At 69.8% G+C, this 19257-nt stretch carries 24 protein-coding genes; 19 read left to right on the top strand and 5 right to left on the bottom strand.

Annotation, left to right across the window (positions count from 1 at the left end):
* Positions 1–278: 278 nt before the first annotated feature.
* Positions 279–971, bottom strand: coding sequence for a LuxR C-terminal-related transcriptional regulator (locus ACZ9QC_RS17670; RefSeq protein WP_472920986.1), 693 nt, complete (start codon positions 969–971; stop codon positions 279–281).
* Positions 972–1426: 455 nt separating this feature from the next.
* On the opposite strand from ACZ9QC_RS17670, the gene ACZ9QC_RS17665 reads away from it, so the two are divergent.
* The 13 genes from ACZ9QC_RS17665 (at position 1427) to ACZ9QC_RS17605 (ending at position 12305) form a co-directional block, all read left to right on the top strand.
* Positions 1427–2560 (top strand): sensor histidine kinase, encoded by a 1134-nt coding sequence (locus tag ACZ9QC_RS17665; RefSeq protein WP_472920985.1) that lies wholly within the window; start codon positions 1427–1429, stop codon positions 2558–2560.
* A 101-nt stretch (positions 2561–2661) separates the two neighbouring features.
* Complete coding sequence (locus ACZ9QC_RS17660) at positions 2662–3564, top strand: ABC transporter ATP-binding protein (protein ID WP_472920984.1); 903 nt, start codon at positions 2662–2664, stop codon at positions 3562–3564.
* Positions 3557–4309, top strand: coding sequence for an ABC transporter permease (locus tag ACZ9QC_RS17655; protein ID WP_472920983.1), 753 nt, complete (start codon positions 3557–3559; stop codon positions 4307–4309). The genes ACZ9QC_RS17660 and ACZ9QC_RS17655 overlap by 8 nt, the downstream gene beginning before the upstream one ends.
* A 117-nt stretch (positions 4310–4426) precedes the next feature.
* Entirely contained in the window at positions 4427–4555 is a 129-nt protein-coding gene (locus ACZ9QC_RS17650) for an aborycin family tricyclic lasso peptide (protein WP_272173227.1), read from the top strand.
* Between the two features lie 56 nt (positions 4556–4611).
* Positions 4612–6435, top strand: coding sequence for a lasso peptide isopeptide bond-forming cyclase (locus ACZ9QC_RS17645; protein WP_472920982.1), 1824 nt, complete (start codon positions 4612–4614; stop codon positions 6433–6435).
* A complete protein-coding gene (locus ACZ9QC_RS17640) occupies positions 6432–6695 on the top strand; it encodes a lasso peptide biosynthesis PqqD family chaperone (RefSeq protein ID WP_472920981.1) in 264 nt (87 codons plus the stop codon). Before ACZ9QC_RS17645 ends, ACZ9QC_RS17640 begins: the two co-directional genes overlap by 4 nt.
* Positions 6692–7123 (top strand): lasso peptide biosynthesis B2 protein, encoded by a 432-nt coding sequence (locus tag ACZ9QC_RS17635; RefSeq protein ID WP_472920980.1) that lies wholly within the window; start codon positions 6692–6694, stop codon positions 7121–7123. The genes ACZ9QC_RS17640 and ACZ9QC_RS17635 overlap by 4 nt, the downstream gene beginning before the upstream one ends.
* On the top strand, positions 7120–8085 hold the full coding sequence (locus tag ACZ9QC_RS17630) for an ATP-binding cassette domain-containing protein (protein ID WP_472920979.1): 966 nt from the start codon (positions 7120–7122) through the stop codon (positions 8083–8085). The genes ACZ9QC_RS17635 and ACZ9QC_RS17630 overlap by 4 nt, the downstream gene beginning before the upstream one ends.
* Positions 8082–8957, top strand: coding sequence for an ABC transporter permease (locus ACZ9QC_RS17625; RefSeq protein WP_272173222.1), 876 nt, complete (start codon positions 8082–8084; stop codon positions 8955–8957). Before ACZ9QC_RS17630 ends, ACZ9QC_RS17625 begins: the two co-directional genes overlap by 4 nt.
* A 62-nt stretch (positions 8958–9019) precedes the next feature.
* Positions 9020–9463 (top strand): MauE/DoxX family redox-associated membrane protein, encoded by a 444-nt coding sequence (locus tag ACZ9QC_RS17620; RefSeq protein ID WP_472920978.1) that lies wholly within the window; start codon positions 9020–9022, stop codon positions 9461–9463.
* A gap of 17 nt (positions 9464–9480) precedes the next feature.
* Positions 9481–10203 (top strand): DsbA family protein, encoded by a 723-nt coding sequence (locus ACZ9QC_RS17615; protein WP_472920977.1) that lies wholly within the window; start codon positions 9481–9483, stop codon positions 10201–10203.
* Entirely contained in the window at positions 10200–11537 is a 1338-nt protein-coding gene (gene mslH, locus ACZ9QC_RS17610; RefSeq protein ID WP_472920976.1) for a lasso peptide C-terminal Trp epimerase, read from the top strand. Before ACZ9QC_RS17615 ends, mslH begins: the two co-directional genes overlap by 4 nt.
* Positions 11538–11627: 90 nt before the next feature.
* On the top strand, positions 11628–12305 hold the full coding sequence (locus tag ACZ9QC_RS17605; RefSeq protein ID WP_472920975.1) for a response regulator: 678 nt from the start codon (positions 11628–11630) through the stop codon (positions 12303–12305).
* A gap of 658 nt (positions 12306–12963) precedes the next feature.
* On the opposite strand, the gene ACZ9QC_RS17600 is transcribed toward ACZ9QC_RS17605, so the two are convergent.
* The 3 genes from ACZ9QC_RS17600 to ACZ9QC_RS17590 are packed head-to-tail and all read right to left on the bottom strand — an operon-like array spanning position 12964 to position 14542.
* A complete protein-coding gene (locus ACZ9QC_RS17600; protein ID WP_472920974.1) occupies positions 12964–13101 on the bottom strand; it encodes a hypothetical protein in 138 nt (45 codons plus the stop codon).
* A gap of 38 nt (positions 13102–13139) precedes the next feature.
* Complete coding sequence (gene trxB / locus ACZ9QC_RS17595) at positions 13140–14132, bottom strand: thioredoxin-disulfide reductase (RefSeq protein ID WP_472920973.1); 993 nt, start codon at positions 14130–14132, stop codon at positions 13140–13142.
* Positions 14129–14542, bottom strand: a complete 414-nt coding sequence (locus tag ACZ9QC_RS17590) for an arsenate reductase ArsC (protein WP_409134149.1) — start codon at positions 14540–14542, stop codon at positions 14129–14131. The genes trxB and ACZ9QC_RS17590 overlap by 4 nt, the downstream gene beginning before the upstream one ends.
* 100 nt (positions 14543–14642) lie before the next feature.
* Between ACZ9QC_RS17590 and ACZ9QC_RS17585 the strand changes: the two genes are divergently transcribed.
* Genes ACZ9QC_RS17585 through ACZ9QC_RS17570 form a run of 4 tightly spaced genes read left to right on the top strand, consistent with a single transcriptional unit; the run spans position 14643 to position 16763 of the window.
* Positions 14643–14951, top strand: coding sequence for an ArsR/SmtB family transcription factor (locus ACZ9QC_RS17585; protein ID WP_472920972.1), 309 nt, complete (start codon positions 14643–14645; stop codon positions 14949–14951).
* Positions 14948–15727 (top strand): aquaporin, encoded by a 780-nt coding sequence (locus ACZ9QC_RS17580; protein WP_472920971.1) that lies wholly within the window; start codon positions 14948–14950, stop codon positions 15725–15727. The genes ACZ9QC_RS17585 and ACZ9QC_RS17580 overlap by 4 nt, the downstream gene beginning before the upstream one ends.
* Positions 15724–15894, top strand: coding sequence for a hypothetical protein (locus ACZ9QC_RS17575; RefSeq protein WP_472920970.1), 171 nt, complete (start codon positions 15724–15726; stop codon positions 15892–15894). The genes ACZ9QC_RS17580 and ACZ9QC_RS17575 overlap by 4 nt, the downstream gene beginning before the upstream one ends.
* 53 nt (positions 15895–15947) lie before the next feature.
* Entirely contained in the window at positions 15948–16763 is an 816-nt protein-coding gene (locus tag ACZ9QC_RS17570) for a sulfite exporter TauE/SafE family protein (protein WP_472920969.1), read from the top strand.
* A gap of 49 nt (positions 16764–16812) precedes the next feature.
* On the opposite strand, the gene ACZ9QC_RS17565 is transcribed toward ACZ9QC_RS17570, so the two are convergent.
* Entirely contained in the window at positions 16813–17181 is a 369-nt protein-coding gene (locus tag ACZ9QC_RS17565) for an ArsR/SmtB family transcription factor (protein WP_472920968.1), read from the bottom strand.
* A 143-nt stretch (positions 17182–17324) separates the two neighbouring features.
* Between ACZ9QC_RS17565 and ACZ9QC_RS17560 the strand changes: the two genes are divergently transcribed.
* Positions 17325–18689: an NAD(P)-binding domain-containing protein gene (locus ACZ9QC_RS17560; protein ID WP_472920967.1), complete on the top strand. Its 1365-nt coding sequence runs from the start codon at positions 17325–17327 to the stop codon at positions 18687–18689.
* A gap of 28 nt (positions 18690–18717) precedes the next feature.
* On the top strand, positions 18718–19191 hold the full coding sequence (locus tag ACZ9QC_RS17555) for an ArsI/CadI family heavy metal resistance metalloenzyme (protein WP_472920966.1): 474 nt from the start codon (positions 18718–18720) through the stop codon (positions 19189–19191).
* The last annotated feature ends 66 nt before the right edge of the window (positions 19192–19257 follow it).

Here is a 19257-nt window from a genome sequence, read left to right as displayed (position 1 = left end):
GCCCGGTCCTCGGCGCCCCATGGCGGCCTGGGCCCGCCCGCTCGGCCGGCGGGCCCGTGGGGCGCTGCTGACGAGTGGGCGGCTTGACCGGACAGGCGGCGGCAGACCGACGGCACGCCGAAGCTCTTTGGCGTGAAGGCGACTTGGGGAGGCGCCACACGCAACGGGGCTTCGTCGCGTGTGGTCGCTCATTCCTCCAGCCTTGTCACGCTCCCGTGCCTCCCCGCAGGTCGCTGCGACAGCGCAGTCGCCCTGTGTGCGGGTGCGGAGCCATGGGATCAGATGCTCTGCGGAGCCGGCACTCCTCTGTGTCCGCCGAGGCCGGCGTCGCGTGCCACCACCACCGCCGTGGCCCGGTCGTGCACCTCCAGTTTGGTGAAAATCCGCGAGACGTAGTTGCGTACTGTCTTTTCGGCCAGGAAAAGCCGCCGGGCGATCTGCTGGTTGCCCAGTCCGCGCGCGACTAATTCCAGTATCTCCAGTTCGCGGCTGGTCAGATCGGAAAATTCCGTCAGGTCCGATCCGCTCTGCATCTTAGAGAAGTACCGGCTGAGTCGGGAAGCAATGTCCGGACTGAATGTGGCGCCGCCTTCGGCGACTATCCTGATGGCGTGGAGCAGTTCCTCGGACGACCTGATTCGCGTGAGGTATCCTTTGACGCCGACCCGTAGAGCGGCGACGATGACGTCGTCTTCATCCTGCTCTGACACCACGATTATCTTGGATCGTGACTTCTTGCGGTGATAGTGCGAGACGATCTGCTGTACGGTCTCGCAGATGGTCCTTTTCGAGGACGGTTCGCCGAGTATGACGACGTCCGGCTGTAATTCGGTGTCTTCGAGGCAACGTGTGACGTCGGAGCTTGCTACGGCCCGTCCTGTGAGGACGAATCTCTCGTCCTGCTCGATGATTGCTTCCAGTCCCGCAAAGGTGATCGGGCTGTCACTGATGACGAACAGGTTGGTTTTCATGGATGAACGCGACCCCCGTGTCTGGTTTCCATGACGAGCAAAGAGCGCAGGAGCAGCATTCTTTTGGTGACTGCGATGAATGGGGGCGGTGCCGCCATTCGTGGTCACATGTAATCAAGGATGCTATTGCATACTCCTGGTGCCGAGTATGCGTAGGTGATCGACAGGGATGCAAGGTCGCCTCTTAAATGGAAGGGTGCGGTTCCGCTTAAGGGGCGATTGTCGGCCCAGGGGTGCGATGTGGCCGGTGGCCCGCACGCGGGAGCGTCGGCAGACGTGCCAGGAAGGGCTGTGGCCGGTTCGGTTCAGGGTGTTCGGGCACCCGCCGGATAAGGGTGACGTGGCGATTCGGAGGCACAGCGAACTCACAGCAAGGGTGAATCCGTCTCGCCGTAGAGCGGTCATCACGCCATTACGTTGGACATACCGTGAACCGACCGAATACGTTCAACGGCATGGGTGATCTCCCACGACGGCGCTTGATCATGCTCGACGTGCCGGCCGCACTCGGGTTCGCACTGCTCCCGCAGGTGGCCGTGCTGCGGCCGGACCTCGCCGACGGAGTGAACGGCGGCACCTTGTGGCTGCTCTCTGTGAGCACCGCGCTTCCGCTGGTCGTCCGACGGCTCTGGCCCGTGCCGGTCTTCGGGTTTGTCCTGGCCGCCACCTGTGTGGCGCTGGCCGTCGGCGTCGGACCGATCCCGTTTCTCGCCACCGCGTACGCCCTGTACATGGTGGCCACGACGAGGCGACAACGGCCGGGGCTGTCGGCGGCCTTCATCACCGGCCTTTGCGCGGTGGGAGCCGTCCTGCTCACGGCGACGGGAGGACAGAGCTACCAGGGCGGGACCAGGGTCGTGCAGGTCCTGTTCGGGCTGCTCGTCCTCGGCGCCACCTGGGCGGCGGGGGCGGCCGTCAGGGAACGGCGGGAGAGCACGAGGCGCGCCATCGAGCACGCTGCCGAGCAGGCGAAGGTCGAGGAACGCCTCCGTATCGCCCGTGACATCCACGACGTCGTCACCCACAGCGTGGGCCTGATCGCGATCAAGGCGGCAGTCGCCAACCACGTCGTCGTCACCCACCCGGAGGAGGCACAAGAGGCCCTCAAGGTGATCGAGGACGTCAGCCGCAGAGCGTTGAGCGACATGCGGGCCACCATCAGGGTGCTGCGCCGGGAGCCGGACGGCGACGCCCAGGACCTCCGGCCGGCTCTCGGGTTGTCGGACCTGCCCACCCTGGCCCGCACGGCCGAGGCGGCCGGCGTACGTGTCGACCTGCGGTCCATGTGTCCGGAGGAACCTCCGGACGGGGTCGCGCTGTCCGCGTTCCGGATCGTGCAGGAGGCGCTGACCAACGTCGTCAAGCATGCCGCGCCCACCGGTTGCCGGGTCCATCTCTCGGCAGGGCAGGGCACGTTGGTGATCGACGTCGTGGACGACGGTCCCGGGACGGGGCATCGGCCGACCGTGCCCGGCGGCGGAATGGGCCTTGTCGGGATGAAGGAACGGACCGCCGCACACGGGGGCACACTCAGCGCCGGACCCGTCCCGGGCGGAGGTTTCCGGGTCCTGGCCACGCTGCCGTACTGACCCGGACTCATCCGTAGGTATGAGTTCGGAGCGCGAAGGCCGTCCGGCGGTCCAGCCTCGGGACCGATGCGGCCGGCGGGACGCCCGACGAGACTCACCGTGTGATTGACGTCCAGAACCTGACCAAGCGGTACGGGCAGCACACCGTCGTCGACGGCCTCACCTTCACGGTGCGGCCGGGAACCGTCACCGGCTTCCTGGGCCCCAACGGAGCCGGGAAGTCCACGACGCTGCGGATGGTGCTCGGCCTCACCCGCCCCGACACCGGATGCGCGACGGTGGAAGGCCGCGCCTATCACGAACTGAGGTACCCCGCCCGGCATGTCGGTGCCCTGCTGGAGACGTCGGCCCCGCACCGCGGGATGACCGCCGCCAACCATCTGCTGTGGCTCGCGCAGAGCAACCGGATCGCCCGGAAACGAGTCGGCGAGGTCCTGGAGACGGTCGGTCTCACGGCGGCGGCCCGGCGGCGGATCGGCACGTTCTCCCTCGGTATGGGCCAACGGCTCGGCCTGGCGGCGGCCCTGCTCGGCGATCCGCCGGTCCTGGTGCTCGACGAGCCGGTCAACGGCCTTGACGCGGAGGGCATCCGGTGGCTGCGCGAACTGCTGCGCTCGATGGCTGCCGAGGGCCGGACCGTGCTCGTCTCCAGCCACCTGATGACCGAGATGTCGATGGTCGCGGACCAACTGGTCGTCATCAACCGCGGGCAACTCCTCGCGGAGACCGGTATGTCGGAATTCATCCAGAGCCACGGCCGGACCTACGTACGGGTGCGGACCTCGGAGCCGCTGCGGCTCAACACCGAACTGGAGAAGAGGGGAGCGGCGTTGAGGCTCGCACCGGACGGCAGCCTGGAGGTCGACGGCATGCCGGCGGCCGAGATCAGCCGACTGGCCGCGGCGAGCGGGCTCCCGCTCGAAGAGCTGAGCACCCACACGGCATCCCTTGAGGACACCTTCCTCAAGCTCACCAGCGACGAAGGAAGCAACACCCATGTCTGAGACGGCCGCGGCCATCCGGGCCGAGTTCACCAAGGTGCGCGGAATCCGCGGCACGTTTGTCGCACTGCTCCTGTTCGTCCCCGTCAGCGTCTTCATCGCCGCCCTCGGCGGCTGGTCCGCGAAGGGCGCGATCGAGTCCGACAGCCCGGGGCTCCGCTCCGACTTCACCCCCGAGCAGGCCGGCCTGGACGGCATCCTCTACGGCCAGCTCGCCCTGCTCGTGTTCGGCGTCCTCATCGTCTCCAGCGAGTACGCCTCGGGCATGATGCGCGTCTCGCTGCTCGCCGTGCCCCGGCGAGGCCGGCTCTACGCGGCGAAGATGACCGTCACCGCCCTCGCCGCCGCGGCTGTGGCGGCCCCCGTCATCGTCGTCAGTTACCTGGTCACCCAGGCCGCCCTCGGCTCCCACGGCTCCTCGATCGACGCGAACGGCGTCCCGCGCGCCCTGGCCGGCGCGGTGGTCTACCTGACGCTGATGAGCCTGTTCGCGGCAGGTGTGGCCGCGACGGCCCGCAGCGCCGTCCTGCCCCTGGCCGTACTGCTCCCGATGGTGCTCGCCGGAACCCAGATCCTCTCCGTCATCGGAGCGACGAAGGAGGTGGCCCGGTACTTCCCCGACCAGGCGGGCATGCGGATGCTCACCGTCCAGTCGCACGACGCTTACACCGGATTCGCGGTGCTGCTCGTGTGGACGGCCGCGGCGCTGGCCGCCGGCTATCTCCGGCACCGGCGATGGGACGCGTGACGGGACGTGCGTGAGGCATCTGTCCCATGCCGGTGGGACATGCCGCCTCGTAGGTTCCCAGACAGGTCACGGGCCGAACTGGTCGGCCCGAGCGACCCGACCATCTGGGAGGAAACCATGTCCGCGATCTACGAGCCCCCCGCCCTCCAGGAGATCGGCGACTTCGACGAGCTCACCAAGTGCCTCGGCGTCGGTAGCTGTGACGACTTCGCCGGCTGTGGTTACGCCATCGTCTGCTTCTGGTGATCACACCGGTGCCGGTGCGCTTCGGCGCACCGGCACCGCCCGGGGAACGAGGCGACATGGAATTCACAGTTCTTCCGGACTGCCCCGCCGCCGGCCGGTCGGCCGCGGCGCTGAGGGCGGCACAGCGGATCGACCACGCGTCGGGGCGGCCCTGGATTGTCGGTGCCTGGCCCGAGGACGAGGTCACGGTGGTCGAAGCGGGCCCGCGCCGGATGGTGCTCCTCGGCCGCACCCGGCTGGACCGGGCGGCAACGACGGCCGCGCTCGGCCGGATGCGCTCCCTGCACGACGTGGACACGCTCGCGTCCCGGCTGCCGGGACTCTTCCATCTGGCGGTCTCGATGGACGGCAGGACCCGCGTCCAGGGGTCCGTGGCCGGCGTACGACAGATCTTCACCGCCGAGGTCCACCGGGTGACGGTGGCGGCGAGCGGCATGGAACCGCTGCTGCGCCTCACCGATACCGGCCTCGACGAGACGGTGCTGGCCGCCCGGCTGCTGGCGCCCGGCGGAGCACCCTGGCCGCTCTCCCTGCGCACCGTCCGCCGGGGCATCGACACGCTCGCCACCGGGCACTGGCTCGAACTGGACACCGACGGACGGTCACGGCAGAGGCGCTGGTGGCGGCTGCCGGAGGCGTCCCTGTCGCTCGCGCAGGGCGCGGAAGCCGTCCGCTCGGCACTGTCCGAGGCGATCACCACCCGGGTACGCCCGGACCGGACGATCAGCGCCGACCTGTCCGGCGGCCTGGACTCGACCTCGCTGTGCTTCCTCGCCGACGAGGCGGGCGCCGACCTGGTCACCTATCACGTCATGCCGCTCGACCACGCCAACGAGGACACAGCCTGGGCCCGCAAGGCAGCCGCCATGCTCCCGCAGGCCCGGCACCACATGCTGTCCGCGGACCGCGCCGAGAATCTGTTCGACGTCGGATACACCGCCGACCACACACACCTCGCCCCGGAAGGTCCCTCGACCTGGGCCTCCGGGCTCGCGCACGTCCGGGACCTTGCGAAACGGGCCACGACGGACGGCTCGTCCCTGCACCTGACCGGCTTCGGCGGGGACGAGCTGTTCGGCCGGATGCCCGCCTGCGCATGGTCCCTCGCCCGCGCGAACCCGGGCAGCGGGTTGAAACTGGTGAACCGCTACCGGCTCGCCAACCGCTGGTCGCTGGGCGCGACCGTACGGGCCCTCGCGGACCGGTCGACGTTCGCGCAGAACCTCACCGCGGTCGCCGCCCGGATCAGCACTCCGCCCGCACGGCTCGACGAACCCGACTTCGGCTGGGTGTTCGCACCCCGCATGCCCGCCTGGGCGACACCGGACGCCGTGGCCGCCGTACGGAAGCTGTTCACCACGGCCGCCACCGAGACACCGGAACCGCTGGACGCCGACCGGGCCCACCACCAGGCGCTCGCCTCGATCGTCTTCGAGGGGAAGACAGTCCGTCAGGTCAACACAGTCGTCGCGGACACGGGCGTCGTCTGGGACGCGCCCTTCCTCGACGACCGCGTACTGGAGGCGGCGCTGTCCACCCGGATCGACCAGCGCCTGGCGGCCGGGCGGTTCAAGCCCCTGCTGACCTCCGCCGTACGGGGCATCGTGCCCGCCGACATCCTCGACCGCCGTGACAAGGGCGAGTTCAGCGCCGAAGCGTTCCGGGGCCTCGAACGCAACCGGACCCGGCTCCTGGAGCTCTGCGAGGACTCGCAACTCGCCCGGCTCGGGCTCATCGACCCGGCGGCGTTCCGGTCCGCTGTGCTCAACCCCGGGCCGATGTCCCATCACCTCCACCCGATCGAGACCACCGTGGCGTGCGAGAGCTGGCTCCGGACGCACTCCCAGCCACACCCCCACGACACGGGAGAACGCACGTGAAGCTGAGCCTTGCCCGCGACGTCACCCTCACCTCCGTGGAGACCGGTGCTGTCCTGCTCGACGGGCGCCGGGGCCGCTACTGGCAGTTGAACCAGTCCGGCTCCGCCATCCTGCGCAGACTCCTCGAAGGAGCGACCCCCGACGCGACTGCCGCGAGCCTGTCCGAGGTCGCCCCGGTCAGCGAGGAGCAGGCGCACAAGGACGTGATGGCCCTCATCGAGTCGCTGAGCGCGGCCAACCTCCTGGAGGTGGCGCAGTGACCACCCCTGCCGTCGCGGAACAGGCCCCGCGGCTCCCGCTGCACCGGCAGCTCGCGCCCAGATGCGCGGCCGGCGCGGCACGTCTGCTGGTCAGGCTGCCTCCGGCCCGGCTGCAACGGGTGCTGCGCGTGATCAGCAAGGGCACCCGGCCCGCCGCGTACGGCGAGGTGGCGCGCGCCCGGCGTTCGGTCGTCTCCGTCAGCACCCGCTGCGCGGGCCTCGGCTGCCTCCAGCGCTCCGTGGCCACCCTCCTGCTCGTGCGGGCCCGGGGCAGGTGGGCCGACTGGTGTACCGGGTTCCGTATCCAGCCCTTCGGCGCGCATGCCTGGGTCGAGGTCGACGGACGGCCCGTGGACGAGCCGGGCGAGCTGAGCGTGTTCCGGACCGTCCTGGCGGTGCGGTGCCCCGACGGGAGGAGCCGCTCATGACGGCGATCCGGGCCGAGGGCCTCTACGCGTACTACGGCACATCACCGGCGGTCAACGGCCTGAACCTGGAGGTGCCCGAAGGCGCCACGTTCGGCTTCCTGGGCCCGAACGGCGCGGGCAAGACGACCACGATCAGCATGCTGACCACGCTGCTCAAACCCACGGCGGGCCGGGCGGAAGTGGCCGGCTTCGACGTGGCGACCCGGCCCGCCGAGGTCCGCCGCCGGATCGGCATCGTCTTCCAGGAGTCGACGCTCGACATGGACCTCACCGCGGCCGAGAACCTCCGTTTCCAGGCCGACCTGTGCGGGCTCGGCCGCCGCGAGGCACGGACCGCGATCGCCGCGATGCTCGACATGATGGAACTGTCCGAGCGCGGCGACATCCCCGTACAGCGGTTCTCCACCGGTCTTCGGCGCCGTCTGGAGATCGCCCGCGGTCTGCTCGGCTCGCCCCGCGTCCTCTTCCTCGACGAACCGACCACCGGCCTCGACTCGCAGACCCGCGCGGCCGTCTGGGAGCACCTGGACAGGCTGCGGCGGGAACAGGGGATCACGGTCTTCTTCACCACGCACCAGCTGGAGGAGGCCGAGCACTGCGACCGGATCGCGATCATCGACCGGGGCAAGGTGATCACCGAGGGCACGCCCGCGGAGCTGAAGTCCATCATCGGCGCCGACCTCGTCGTCCTGCGCACGGAGGACGACCCCAGCGCCGTGGAAGCCCTGTCCGATCGCTTCGGCCTGGCGGCGGAACCCGGACCGGACGGACTGCGCCTGCGGGTGTCGAACGGCGCCACCCTCGTCCCGCGCCTGTGCACCGAACTGGGCCTGACCGTCCGCTCGGTGACCGTCACCTCACCGACGCTCGACGACGTCTTCCTGCACCACACCGGGTCCGCCATCAGGGAGAACGCGCCGAACGCGCGCACACTCAGCAACATCGGGGAGGGACGACGATGAGCCGGACCGACACGGCACCGCTCGCACCCACGGACAGGACCACCACCCCCGACAGCCCGCCCACCGACCGGCGGAGCAACGCACTCAGGCCGTACGCGCTGCTCTGGCGCCGCGAGATGACACGGCTGCGGCACAACCCGGTACGCCTCGCGATGGGCCTGGTGACGCCATTGCTGTTTCTCGTGGTCCTGGGCACCGGCCTCGACGCCGCGTCCTCCACCCTCGGCAAGGCCCAGCTGAACGACTACCGGGCGTACCTGTTCCCCGGCGTGCTGGTCATGTCCGTACAGGCCCCGGCGATCGCGGTGGGCATCTCCCTCGTGTGGGACCGCAGACTCGGCGTGCTCCGCCAGATGCTCGTCTCGCCGTTCCCGCGCTCCAGCATCGTGCTCGGCCTCGCACTCGGCGGGGCCACCACGGGCGGGATCTACGGCCTCATGGTCCTGTCGGTCGGAGGCATCGCGAGCATCAGCTACACCCCGATGCTCCTGCTCGTGCTCCTGGAGATGCTGCTCGTCTCGCTGATGTTCACGTCGTTCGGGCTGCTCGCGGCGGTCACGATCAAGCAGGTCGACACCTTCCAGATCGTGGTGAACCTCAGCATGATGCCGCTGATGTTCTTCTCCGGCGCGATGTTCCCGCCGAACGGTCTGCCGGGCTGGCTCGATGCCGTGGTCAAGCTGAACCCGCTGACGTACGGCGTCGACGCGGTCCGCCGCACCCTGCCGGGCCCCGACAGCCTCACCTCGGAACAGACCCGGCTGCTGCTCGGCGACTGGAACCCGCCGGTGCTGGCGGAGCTGGGCCTGCTGGCCGCCATCACGGCCGCGGCGCTGGGCCTGGCCACCTACCGGTTCTCCCGTACGCCATGAGGGGGAGGGGAGTTCACGCGGTGCACGCCATGAGGGCATGGGTGTGCAGGTCCTGGGTGGGCATGGCCGCACGGCTCCTCCTGGCGGCGGTCCTGGGCTACGCGGGCCTGGTGAAGATACGCGATCTCACGGAGTCGGGCCGCACGGTCGCCCTCTACCGGATCGTCCCCGACGAATCCGCCCAACTCGTCGGCGGCGTCCTGCCGTTCATCGAGCTGGCGCTCGCACTGCTCCTGATCGTCGGCCTGGCGACCAGGGCGGTGGCGGTCGCCACCGCGGCCCTGATGGCCATCTACATAGCCGCCATCACCTCGGTATGGGCAAGGGGACTTTCCATCGACTGCGGCTGCTTCAGCAGCGGGGGCACCCTGACGAGCGGTGCCGAACGCGGCTACGTCATCGACATCGCACGCGACCTGGTCTTCCTCGGCGCCGCCGCCTTCCTGGTCCGCAATCCACGAACCCGGTACGCGCTGGACCGCTGGGTCCTGGACGTGAAGGAGTGAGTCAAGGAGTGACAGACATGCAGTCGACCGACGCCATGGTGCGGGAGATGGTGCGGAAGCGTCACCGCCGACGGCGCACCCTGCTGGTGTCGCTCGTGGCCGCCGTCGTGGTGGTCGCCGCCGCGCTCGTCGGCGCCGGCCTCGTCCGGGCGAACAACACCGAGCCCGGCGAGGCACCGGCCCGGGTCCCCGCCGGGGCGACCGCCGACAAGGCGGGGCTGGCCGCCTCGACGGGCGCGGTACGGATCGACCTCTACCTCGACTACCTCTGCCCCGAATGCCGCAACACGGAAAAGGCCCTGGCCGCCGAACTGGAGACCCTGAAGGCGGCCGGAGACGTCAGCGTCGTCTACCACCCGGTCGCCTTCCTCGACGGTCGCAGCAGCCCCGAGGGTTACTCGACCCGGGCGGCGTCGGCGGCGGCCTGCGCGGCGGACCAGGGCAGGTTCGAGGAGTACTCCGCGGTGCTGTTCGACCAGCAGCCCCCGGAGGGCGGGCCGGGACTCGGCGAGGCCCAGCTGATCGCGGCCGGAGAGGAAGCCGGCATCACCGACGGGGGCTTCGCGAAGTGCGTCCAGGAGGCTGCGTACACCCCCTGGGTGACATACGTCTCCGACGCCGCCGCGTCCCGGAAGGTCGCGCTGACCCCGACGGTCATGGTCGACGGCGACCGCATCGAGGTCACCGGACCGGACGCGGCGGCCTCGCTGACCCGCGCGGTGCGGGAGGCCAGGGGATGACACGGCTGACGGTGGCGCTCTCCGGCGACTGCATGGCGACCAGGGGAGCGCTGATCACGTCCGACCCTGCGGCGGAGGAACTCCGGGAGGTGCTGCGGGCTACGGACTTCGCCTTCACCAACCTGGAGGTGGTCCCCGCCACAGGCGAAGGCCACCCCATACACAACGCGGCGAGCGGCGGCGGCCTGATAGCGGACCCCGCGGTGATCGACGACATCACGGCGATGGGCTTCACGGTGCTCGGCTGCGCGAACAACCACGCGCTGGACTTGGGCACGAACGGCGTCCTGGGCACCGTGGACCTCCTCAACGCGAAGCGAATCCCCTTCGCGGGGATCGGCCCCGACCTCACCGCCGCCCGCCGACCGGTCTACGTGGACCGCCCCGGCGGCAGCCTGGCTCTGATCTCCTGCAGTACGACGTTCCTGGCCGGCCATGAGGCGGCGCCCCCGTCTCCGGACCTGCCGGGCCGCCCGGGCCTGAACCCGCTCAGACACCGCGCGACCCTTCAGGTGACGCCCACCCAACTGGACCTGCTCAGGGAGATGGACGGCGAGACAGGCCTTCGGGCCCGCCGGGCCGAGGCCCGCACACTCCTCGGTTTCGACCCCGCGATGCCCGCACCCGACCGGCTCACCCTGTTCGGCACCCGCTTCCAGGCCGCGGACGCCCCGGGCTTCACCACCACATGCGACCCGAAGGACCTGGACGAGATCTCCCGGTGGGTGACCGAGGCCCGACGCCGAGCGGACCTGGTCATGGTCAGCGTGCACTCCCACGAGCCGGGCCCGACACCGGAAACCCCCGGGGAGTTCCTACGGGAGTTCGCCCACCGGATGATCGACGAGGGCGCCGACATGGTGGTCGGCCACGGCCCGCACCAACTCCGCGGAGTGGAGCTCTACCGCCGGAAACCGATCTTCTACAGCCTGGGCAACATCGTGAGCCAGATCGACCTTGCGGACCGGATCCCAGCGGAGGACTACGCAAAGGTCCCCACGGCCGAACAGCTCACACCAGGCCGCTACTTCGCCGAACTGAGCGCACATGACCGCCGCCTGTTCGCCCCACACCGCCAGTACTGGGAATCACTCGTCCCGGTCCTCACCTTCGACGACGGCAAGCTGACCGAAGCCCGCCTCCACCCGATCGAACTGGGCTTCGGCCACCCGGTCCACCGCAGGGGCCGCCCGCGCATGGCAGCCCCGACAGCGGCGAAGGAGATCCTCACGGACTTCGCCGCACTGTCGGAGCCGTACGGAGCGACGGTCGTGGTCGGGGACACGGGGACGGGGGAGCTGATGCTCAACACGCAACAGCGACACAGCAGTTGAGGAGAACAGGACTGTTAGCATCGCAGTGCTCGAAAGCTCGATGAACAGTAGGGACAGCAGGTCCAGCAGGTAAGGGACGAGGCACACGGAATGGCGGACACGCCGGTCAGGGTCCTGATCGCGGACGACCAGGCCCTGTTGCGCGGAAGCTTCCGCCTCCTCATCGACTCGACACCGGGAATGAAGGCGATAGCCGAGGCGGAGGACGGCGCCAGGGCCGTGCAACTCGCACGCGAACTCAAGCCGGACGTCGTCCTGATGGACCTCCGCATGCCGGTCATGGACGGCATCGCAGCCACGAGGGAGATCTGCTCGGACGAAACGCTGACGGCAGTCCGTGTATTGGCCCTGACCATGTTCGATATGGACGAGTACGTCTACCCGGCCCTGCAAGCCGGCGCGAGCGGCTTCATGCTGAAGGACGTCTCACCGGCGGACCTGGTCGCCGGCATCCGGGTCATCGCCACGGGCGAGGGCGTACTGGCCCCCACGGTCACCCGCCGCCTGATCGCGAACTTCTCCCGTACCGACGAAACGACGCGGGCGGCCCCGCGACTGGTCGGCCTCACCAAGCGGGAGCAGGAGGTGCTCGTGCTGATCGCGAACGGCTTGTCGAACGCGGAGATCTCGGGGCAACTGGTGATCAGCCTGCCAACGGTGAAGACCCACGTGAGCAGCCTCCTGGCGAAGCTGCATGCGCGTGATCGTGCTCAGTTGGTCATCATCGCGTACGAGAGCGGGCTGGCGGAGCGGGGGATGCCGACGTGAGGGTCGGGGCAGAGAAGCCGGTCGGCGGGGCCCGGCCCGCCCAAGAGGGCGCGGATCAGCGCGCGTTCATGCTCCTCCTTGTGGAAAGTGGACAGTTGTCCCCACGGCGGGTTCCGGTCGTGTCAGGGGTTCGCCGGAAGCGATGAGGGGGTGATGGGCGGCTGACGGGGTGGTCCCGCCGGTGGACAGTCGGTGGACGGACGCCTTTGGACTGTGCGTCACGGGGTGGCACGGGTCAACCCGTTGTACATGCTCTGATCAGCCAGAACATCACCAGACGGCATGACGAAGCACTACACGACACGAACGCTTGTGGTCTCGTAATGCGTAGGTCTCGGGTTCGAATCCCGAAGGCGGCTCTTAAAAAAGCAGGTCAGAGGCTCGTGGGCTCTCCGTGGTGGATCGCGGAGGGCCTTTTTGGCGCCCAAGGGGAACATCCGGGGAACGTAGGCCGAGGTGTGCCCAGTCCTTTCGCAGGCAAGCCCAGGGTTCGCCGGGCAAGTCGGGAGAGGCCGAGGTGGTGCTGAACCCTCAGAACCAGGGCATGTTCAGTCAGCGAGGATGGCGCCGGACAGGCCCGTGTGGATGGGGGGCGTGTTCTCTCTCCACCCCGGCAGGCCGTTGCATCGCGAGCCGGACTGTTCGGTCAGGGAAAGGGCTATCGCGGCCAGTAGCGGGGCGGTTCCTTGGCAGGGTCGACCAGATCGAACCGCTGCTTGGCGCCGGGGTTCAGCCCCTTGATGTGAACGAGCTGCTGGCTTTCCGCCGTCTCGAGTTCGCGGACGAGGAGCGGCATCGAGGACGTTCTTGAGAGCCATGGTCTTCCTCCAGGAGTCAGACGGCGGCTACGGCCGGTTCGCCGACCGGGTCGGTGTCGCTCAGGGCGGCGAGGTACCGCTCGGCGTCGAGGGCCGCCGCGCAGCCGGAGCCCGCCGCGGTGATCGCCTGACGGTAGGTGTGGTCGACGACGTCGCCCGCGCCGAAGACGCCCGCGATGTTCGTGCGGGTGGAGGGGGAGGAGACCTTGAGGTAGCCCTCGTCGTCCAGGTCGAGCTGGCCGGTGACCAGGTCGGTGCGCGGGTCGTGGCCGATGGCGACGAACAGTCCGGTGGCGGGGAGTTCGGACGTCTCGCCGGTGACGGTGTCGCGCAGGGTGAGTCCGGCGAGCTTGCCGCCGTCCTCGTGGATCGCGGCGACCTCCCGGTTGAAGGCGAAGGAGATCTTCGGGTCCGCGAGTGCGCGGTCCTGCATGGCCATGGAGGCGCGCAGGGTGTCGCGGCGGTGGACGATCGTCACGGAGCGGGCGAAGCGGGAGAGGAAGGTGGCTTCCTCCATCGCCGTGTCGCCGCCGCCGACCACCACGATGTCGTGCTCGCGGAAGAAGAAGCCGTCGCAGGTCGCGCAGTACGAAACGCCCCGGCCGGACAGCGCGTCCTCTCCGGGCAGACCGATCTTGCGGTGCTGCGAGCCGGTCGCCACGATGACGGCCTTCGCCCGGTGGACCGTGCCCGCGGAGTCGGTGACGGTCTTGACCGTGCCGGTGAGGTCGACGGCGACGATGTCGTCGGGGACGAGTTCGGCGCCGAAGCGTTCGGCCTGGGCCCGCATGTTGTCCATCAGGTCCGGGCCCATGACGCCGTCCGGGAAGCCGGGGAAGTTCTCCACCTCGGTCGTCTGCACGAGCGCGCCGCCGGCCGTGACTGCGCCCTCGAAGACCAGCGGCTTCAGCGAGGCGCGGGCGGTGTAGAGGGCGGCGGTGTATCCGGCGGGGCCGGAGCCGACGACGATGACGTTGCGTATGCCTGTGGTGCTCTCGGCCGCGCTCATGCCTGGGGCTCCGGCGCGATCTCCTTGATCAGTCCCTCGACCAGTACCTTGATCTCGTCGCGGATCGGACGTACGGCCTCCACGCCCTGCCCGGCCGGGTCCTCCAGTGTCCAGTCCAGGTACCGCTTGCCGGGGAAGACCGGGCAGGTGTCGCCGCAGCCCATGGTGATGCAGACGTCCGACTCCTTCACCGCGTCCACGGTGAGCATCTTCGGGACCTCGGCGGAGATGTCGATGCCGACCTCGGCCATGGCCTCGACGGCGGCCGGGTTGACGCCGGCACCGGGGTTGGAGCCGGCGGAGCGGACCTCGACCCGGTCCCCGGCCAGGTGGGTCAGCCACGCGGCGGCCATCTGGGAACGGCCGGCGTTGTGGACGCAGACGAACAGCACGGAGGGCTTGTCGGACATCAGAGGGCTCTCTTGTCTCGCGTGTCTCACGACGGCATCAGGTGCGATTGATGTCAGCACCCGGTGGTGTCAGCCACCACTGATGTGACAGTATCAGCCCATGATGACGTCAGTCGACACTGATCTGATCCGGGTTCTGGCCGACCCGCTCAGGCTGCAAATCGTGACTCTGCTCGCCAAAGAGACGCTGTGCACCACCCACCTTGTGGAGGAGACCGGTGCCAAGCAGACCAACCTCTCCAACCACCTGAAGGTGCTGCGCGAGGCCGGGGTCGTCGAGACGGAGCCGTGCGGCCGGTACATCTACTACCGGCTCAAGCCCGACGTCATCGCCCAGCTCGCCAGTCGGTTCGCCGACCTGGCCGAGTCCGCTCGCACCGCCGCCGAGAACAAGAGGGCCTGCCCATGACCGCCGCCGAAGCCGCCCCGACCGCGGAGTCCGCGCCGGCCGGTCCTGCGCCCGAGTCCGTGGCTCCCGCGCCGGGCGCCACCCCGCCGCGCACCCCGCTGGTCGCCCGGACCGCCGCCGAACTCATAGGCACCGCCCTGCTCGTGGCGGTCGTGGTCGGCTCCGGCATCCAGGCCACCCAACTGACCAAGGACGTCGGTCTGCAACTGCTGGCCAACTCCACGGCCACCGTCTTCGGCCTCGGCATCCTGATCCTCCTGCTCGGACCGGTCTCCGGCGCCCACTTCAACCCGGTCGTCACCCTGGCCGAGTGGTGGACCGCCCGACGCGGCGGTCCCGGGGTCACCCCGCGCGAGGTGGCTGTGTACGTGCCCGCGCAGATCGTCGGCGCGATCGCGGGCGCGATCCTGGCGGACGCGATGTTCGGCGAGCCGCTGGTGAAGTGGTCCACCCACGACCGGTCCGCGGGTCATCTGCTGCTGGGCGAAGTCGTCGCCACCGCCGGTCTGATCCTGCTGATCTTCGGCCTGGCCCGCACGAACCAGCTGCGCTTCGCGCCGGTCGCGGTCGCCTCCTACATCGGCGCCGCCTACTGGTTCACCTCGTCCACATCCTTCGCGAATCCGGCCGTGACCATCGGCCGCGCGTTCACCGACACCTTCGCGGGCATCGCCCCCGGCTCGCTCGCCGGGTTCATCGGCATGCAGCTCATCGGCGGCGCGGTCGGCCTGGCGCTGGTCGCGCTCATCTTCATGCCCGGACGACCGGCCGAATGAGCCACCGCACGCAGGTGGTGGTGATCGATGGCGGCCAGGCCGGGCTCGCCGGCGGCTACCACCTGAGCCGCCTCCGACCCGCCTTCGTCATCCCTGACACCCGGACTGCGCCGGTCGGTTCAGAGGGCCGGACGAATCCCGAGCCGGTGCCCGGTGTCTTTCCCTGAAGGCGAGGAGGCGCCGTAGCGGGCAGCGGCCTCTGCCAGCGAGGATGCCCACCATGACCACCGGCAAAGATCTCGCGCCCGCCCGCTCGGCACATACGACGCCGTGGGTTTTCGGCGCGGGAGCGGGCATCGGTGTCCTGGGCGGGATGATCGGTCTGGGCGGCGCGGAGTTCCGCCTGCCGCTCCTGATCAGCCTATTCGGGTTCGCCGCACTCTCCGCGGTCATCCTGAACAAGGCGATGAGCCTGGTCGTGGTCCTGGCCGCGCTGCCCGCCCGTCTTGCAGCCGTCTCCGCCTCCGATGTGGCCGCCCACTGGTCCGTCGCGGTCAACCTGCTGGCCGGGAGCCTGCTGGGGGCCTGGGCCGGAGCCTCGTGGGCGGTGCGGATGCGCAGCTCCACTCTCTACAAGGTGCTGGCGGGGCTGATGGTGCTCATGGCCGCCGCCCTGATGGCCACGCACCTCACCGCCGTGGGGACGCTCGCACTGCCGCTGTGGGCCCAGGTGCCCTGCGGGGTCGTGGCGGGCTTCGGGATCGGCGTGGTCGCGGCGATCATGGGCGTGGCCGGAGGCGAGCTGCTGATCCCGACGATCGTGCTGCTGTTCGCGGTGGACATCAAGACGGCCGGCAGCCTGTCCCTGCTGGTGTCGTTGCCGACCATGCTGGTGGCCTTCGCCCGCTACAGCCGCGACGGCAGCTTCGCCGTGCTGGGCGCCAACCGCCGCTTCACCCTGATCATGGCCGCAGGCTCGATTGCGGGTGCGATGCTGGGCGGCCTGCTGCTCGGCGTCTTCTCGGACCTGGTACTCATTCCCCTACTGGCCCTGATCCTGCTCGTTTCCGCGGTCAAGCTCGCCCGTCACGACTGAGCCCGCACGGCGGAAAGCCGTGGAATCGCAGGAGCTGACCCGGTGAAGGTCAGGCGGTCGGCGCGGCCTGGGTCAGCAGCCGGCCCATCGCCGCGAGAACCGACGGCTCCACCCGGTAGTACACCCACGTGCCGCGGCGCTCGGAGGAGAGCAGCCCCGCCTCCTTCAGTTTCTTGAGGTGATGGGAGACGGTCGGCTGGGACACCCCGACGTCGGAGATGTCGCACACGCACGCCTCCCCGCCCTCGTGCGAAGCCACCGAGGAGAACAGTCGCAGCCGCACCGGGTCACCGAGCGCCTTGAACATCCGCGCGGCCGTCTCGGCCTCCTCGGCGGTGAAGGGGCGCTCGGTCAGCGGAGGGCAGCACGGCGCCACGGCCTCGGGCTCCAGCAGCGGCAACACCTTCGAATTCGACATGCGTCTATGTTGACATACGCCTAACCAGCCCGGCGAGGGCCACCGCTCCGGATTCGATGGATGTCTATGTTGACGGTTGTCTAATCAGGTGCCATCCTGGCTGGGCAAGGCATTGATGAACGTCGAAACAAAGGGGAATCCTCGTGAACGCGCCCGCCACCGACCAGCTGCCCGTCGTGGTCATCGGAGCCGGCCCGATCGGCCTGGCCGCCGCCGCCCATCTCGTCGAGCGCGGCATCGACCCCCTGGTCCTGGAGGCCGGTTCGGCGGCGGGCAGCGCCGTGCGCGAGTGGTCGCACGTCCGCCTCTTCTCCACCTGGGGCGAGGTCGTCGACTCGGCGGCCGAGAAGCTCCTCGCCCCGACCGGCTGGGCCCACCCGGACGCCTCCGCCTACCCGACCGGCGGCGAATGGGCCGAGCAGTACCTCCAGCCGCTCGCCGCCGTCCTCGGCGACAAGGTCCGCTACGGCATCACGGTCACCGGTGTCGCCCGCGCCGGCCGCGACCGGATCGTCGACGCGGGCCGTGACGAGCAGCCCTTCACCGTGCACGCCCGGTCCGCCGACGGCCGCGAGGAGCGGATCACCGCCCGCGCCGTCATCGACGCTTCCGGCACCTGGTCCGTCCCCAGTCCCATGGGAGCCGACGGCCTGCCCGCCCTCGGCGAGAAAAGCGCCGCCGACCGCATCTCCTACCGCGTCCCCGACCTGAACGACGCGGCCGTTCGCGCCCGATACGCGGGCAGGCGCACCGCCGTCGTCGGCTCCGGCGCCTCCGCCTTCACCGCCCTCGCCCTCCTCGCCGACCTCGCGAAGCAGGAAGAGGACACACACGCGGTGTGGATCCTGCGCCGGGGCATCGGCGCGGACACCTACGGCGGCGGCGAGGCCGACCAGCTCCCCGCCCGCGGCGCGCTGGGCCTGCGTGCCAAGGAAGCCGTCGAGGCCGGCCACGCGAGCGCGGTCACCGGCTTCCGCGCACAGTCCGTGGAGCGCGACGGCGACCAGCTCGTCCTCGTCGCCGAGGACGGCCGCCGTCTGGACCCGGTCGACGAGGTCATCGTCCTGACCGGCCTACGCCCCGACCTGTCCTTCCTCTCCGAGCTCCGTCTCGGCCTCGACGAGCGCCTCCAGGCCCCGACCGCCCTCGCCCCGCTCATCGACCCCAACGTTCACTCCTGCGGCACCGTCTACCCGCACGGCGTGAACGAGCTCTCCCACCCCGAGCAGGGCCTCTACCTCGTCGGCATGAAGTCCTACGGCCGCGCCCCGACCTTCCTCGCCATGACCGGCTACGAGCAGGTCCGCTCCATCACCGCCGCCCTCGCCGGAGACCAGGAGGCCGCCGAGCGCGTTGAACTCACCCTCCCGGAAACGGGGGTGTGCGGCGGGGCCGGCCTCTTCGACGAGCCGGAGAACGCCGAACAGTCCGGCGGCGGATGCTGCGCCGCCCCCACCACCCTCCAGATCGGCATCGGCGCCCCGGCCGCCACGTCCGGCGGCTGCTGAACAACCCACCCACCCCGAAAGGTTCGCCATGGCATCCCGTGTACAGCTCGCACTCCGCGTCCCCGACCTCGCCGCATCCATCGCCTTCTACACGAAGCTCTTCGGCACCGAGCCCGCCAAACTCCGCGACGGCTACGCCAACTTCGCCATCGACGAGCCCCCACTCAAGCTCGTCCTCATCGAAGGCACCGCAGGCGAGGCGACCCGCATGGACCACCTCGGCGTCGAGGTCGAGACGACCGAGGCCGTCCACGCCGCCACCACCCGCCTGGGCCAGGCGGGTCTGAACACCGACGTGGAGAACGACACGACCTGCTGCTACGCCCTCCAGGACAAGGTCTGGGTCCACGGCCCCGGCCAGGAACCCTGGGAGGTGTACGTCGTCAAGGCCGACGCCGACTTCCTCGCCAAGCAGCAGGGAAGCACCTGCTGCACCGGAACGGCCGACTCCGGCACGGACACCGGCGCGAAGGAACCGGTAACCGCAGGCGGCTGTTGCTGATCCGTCGATGACCGACCTCCACACCAGGCGGGGCTGTGGCCGAGACGGGGGACCGGCCACGGCCCC

This window comes from Streptomyces sp. HUAS MS02 (assembly GCF_055702265.1).
This window is presented reverse-complemented; position numbering and strand designations above follow the sequence as displayed.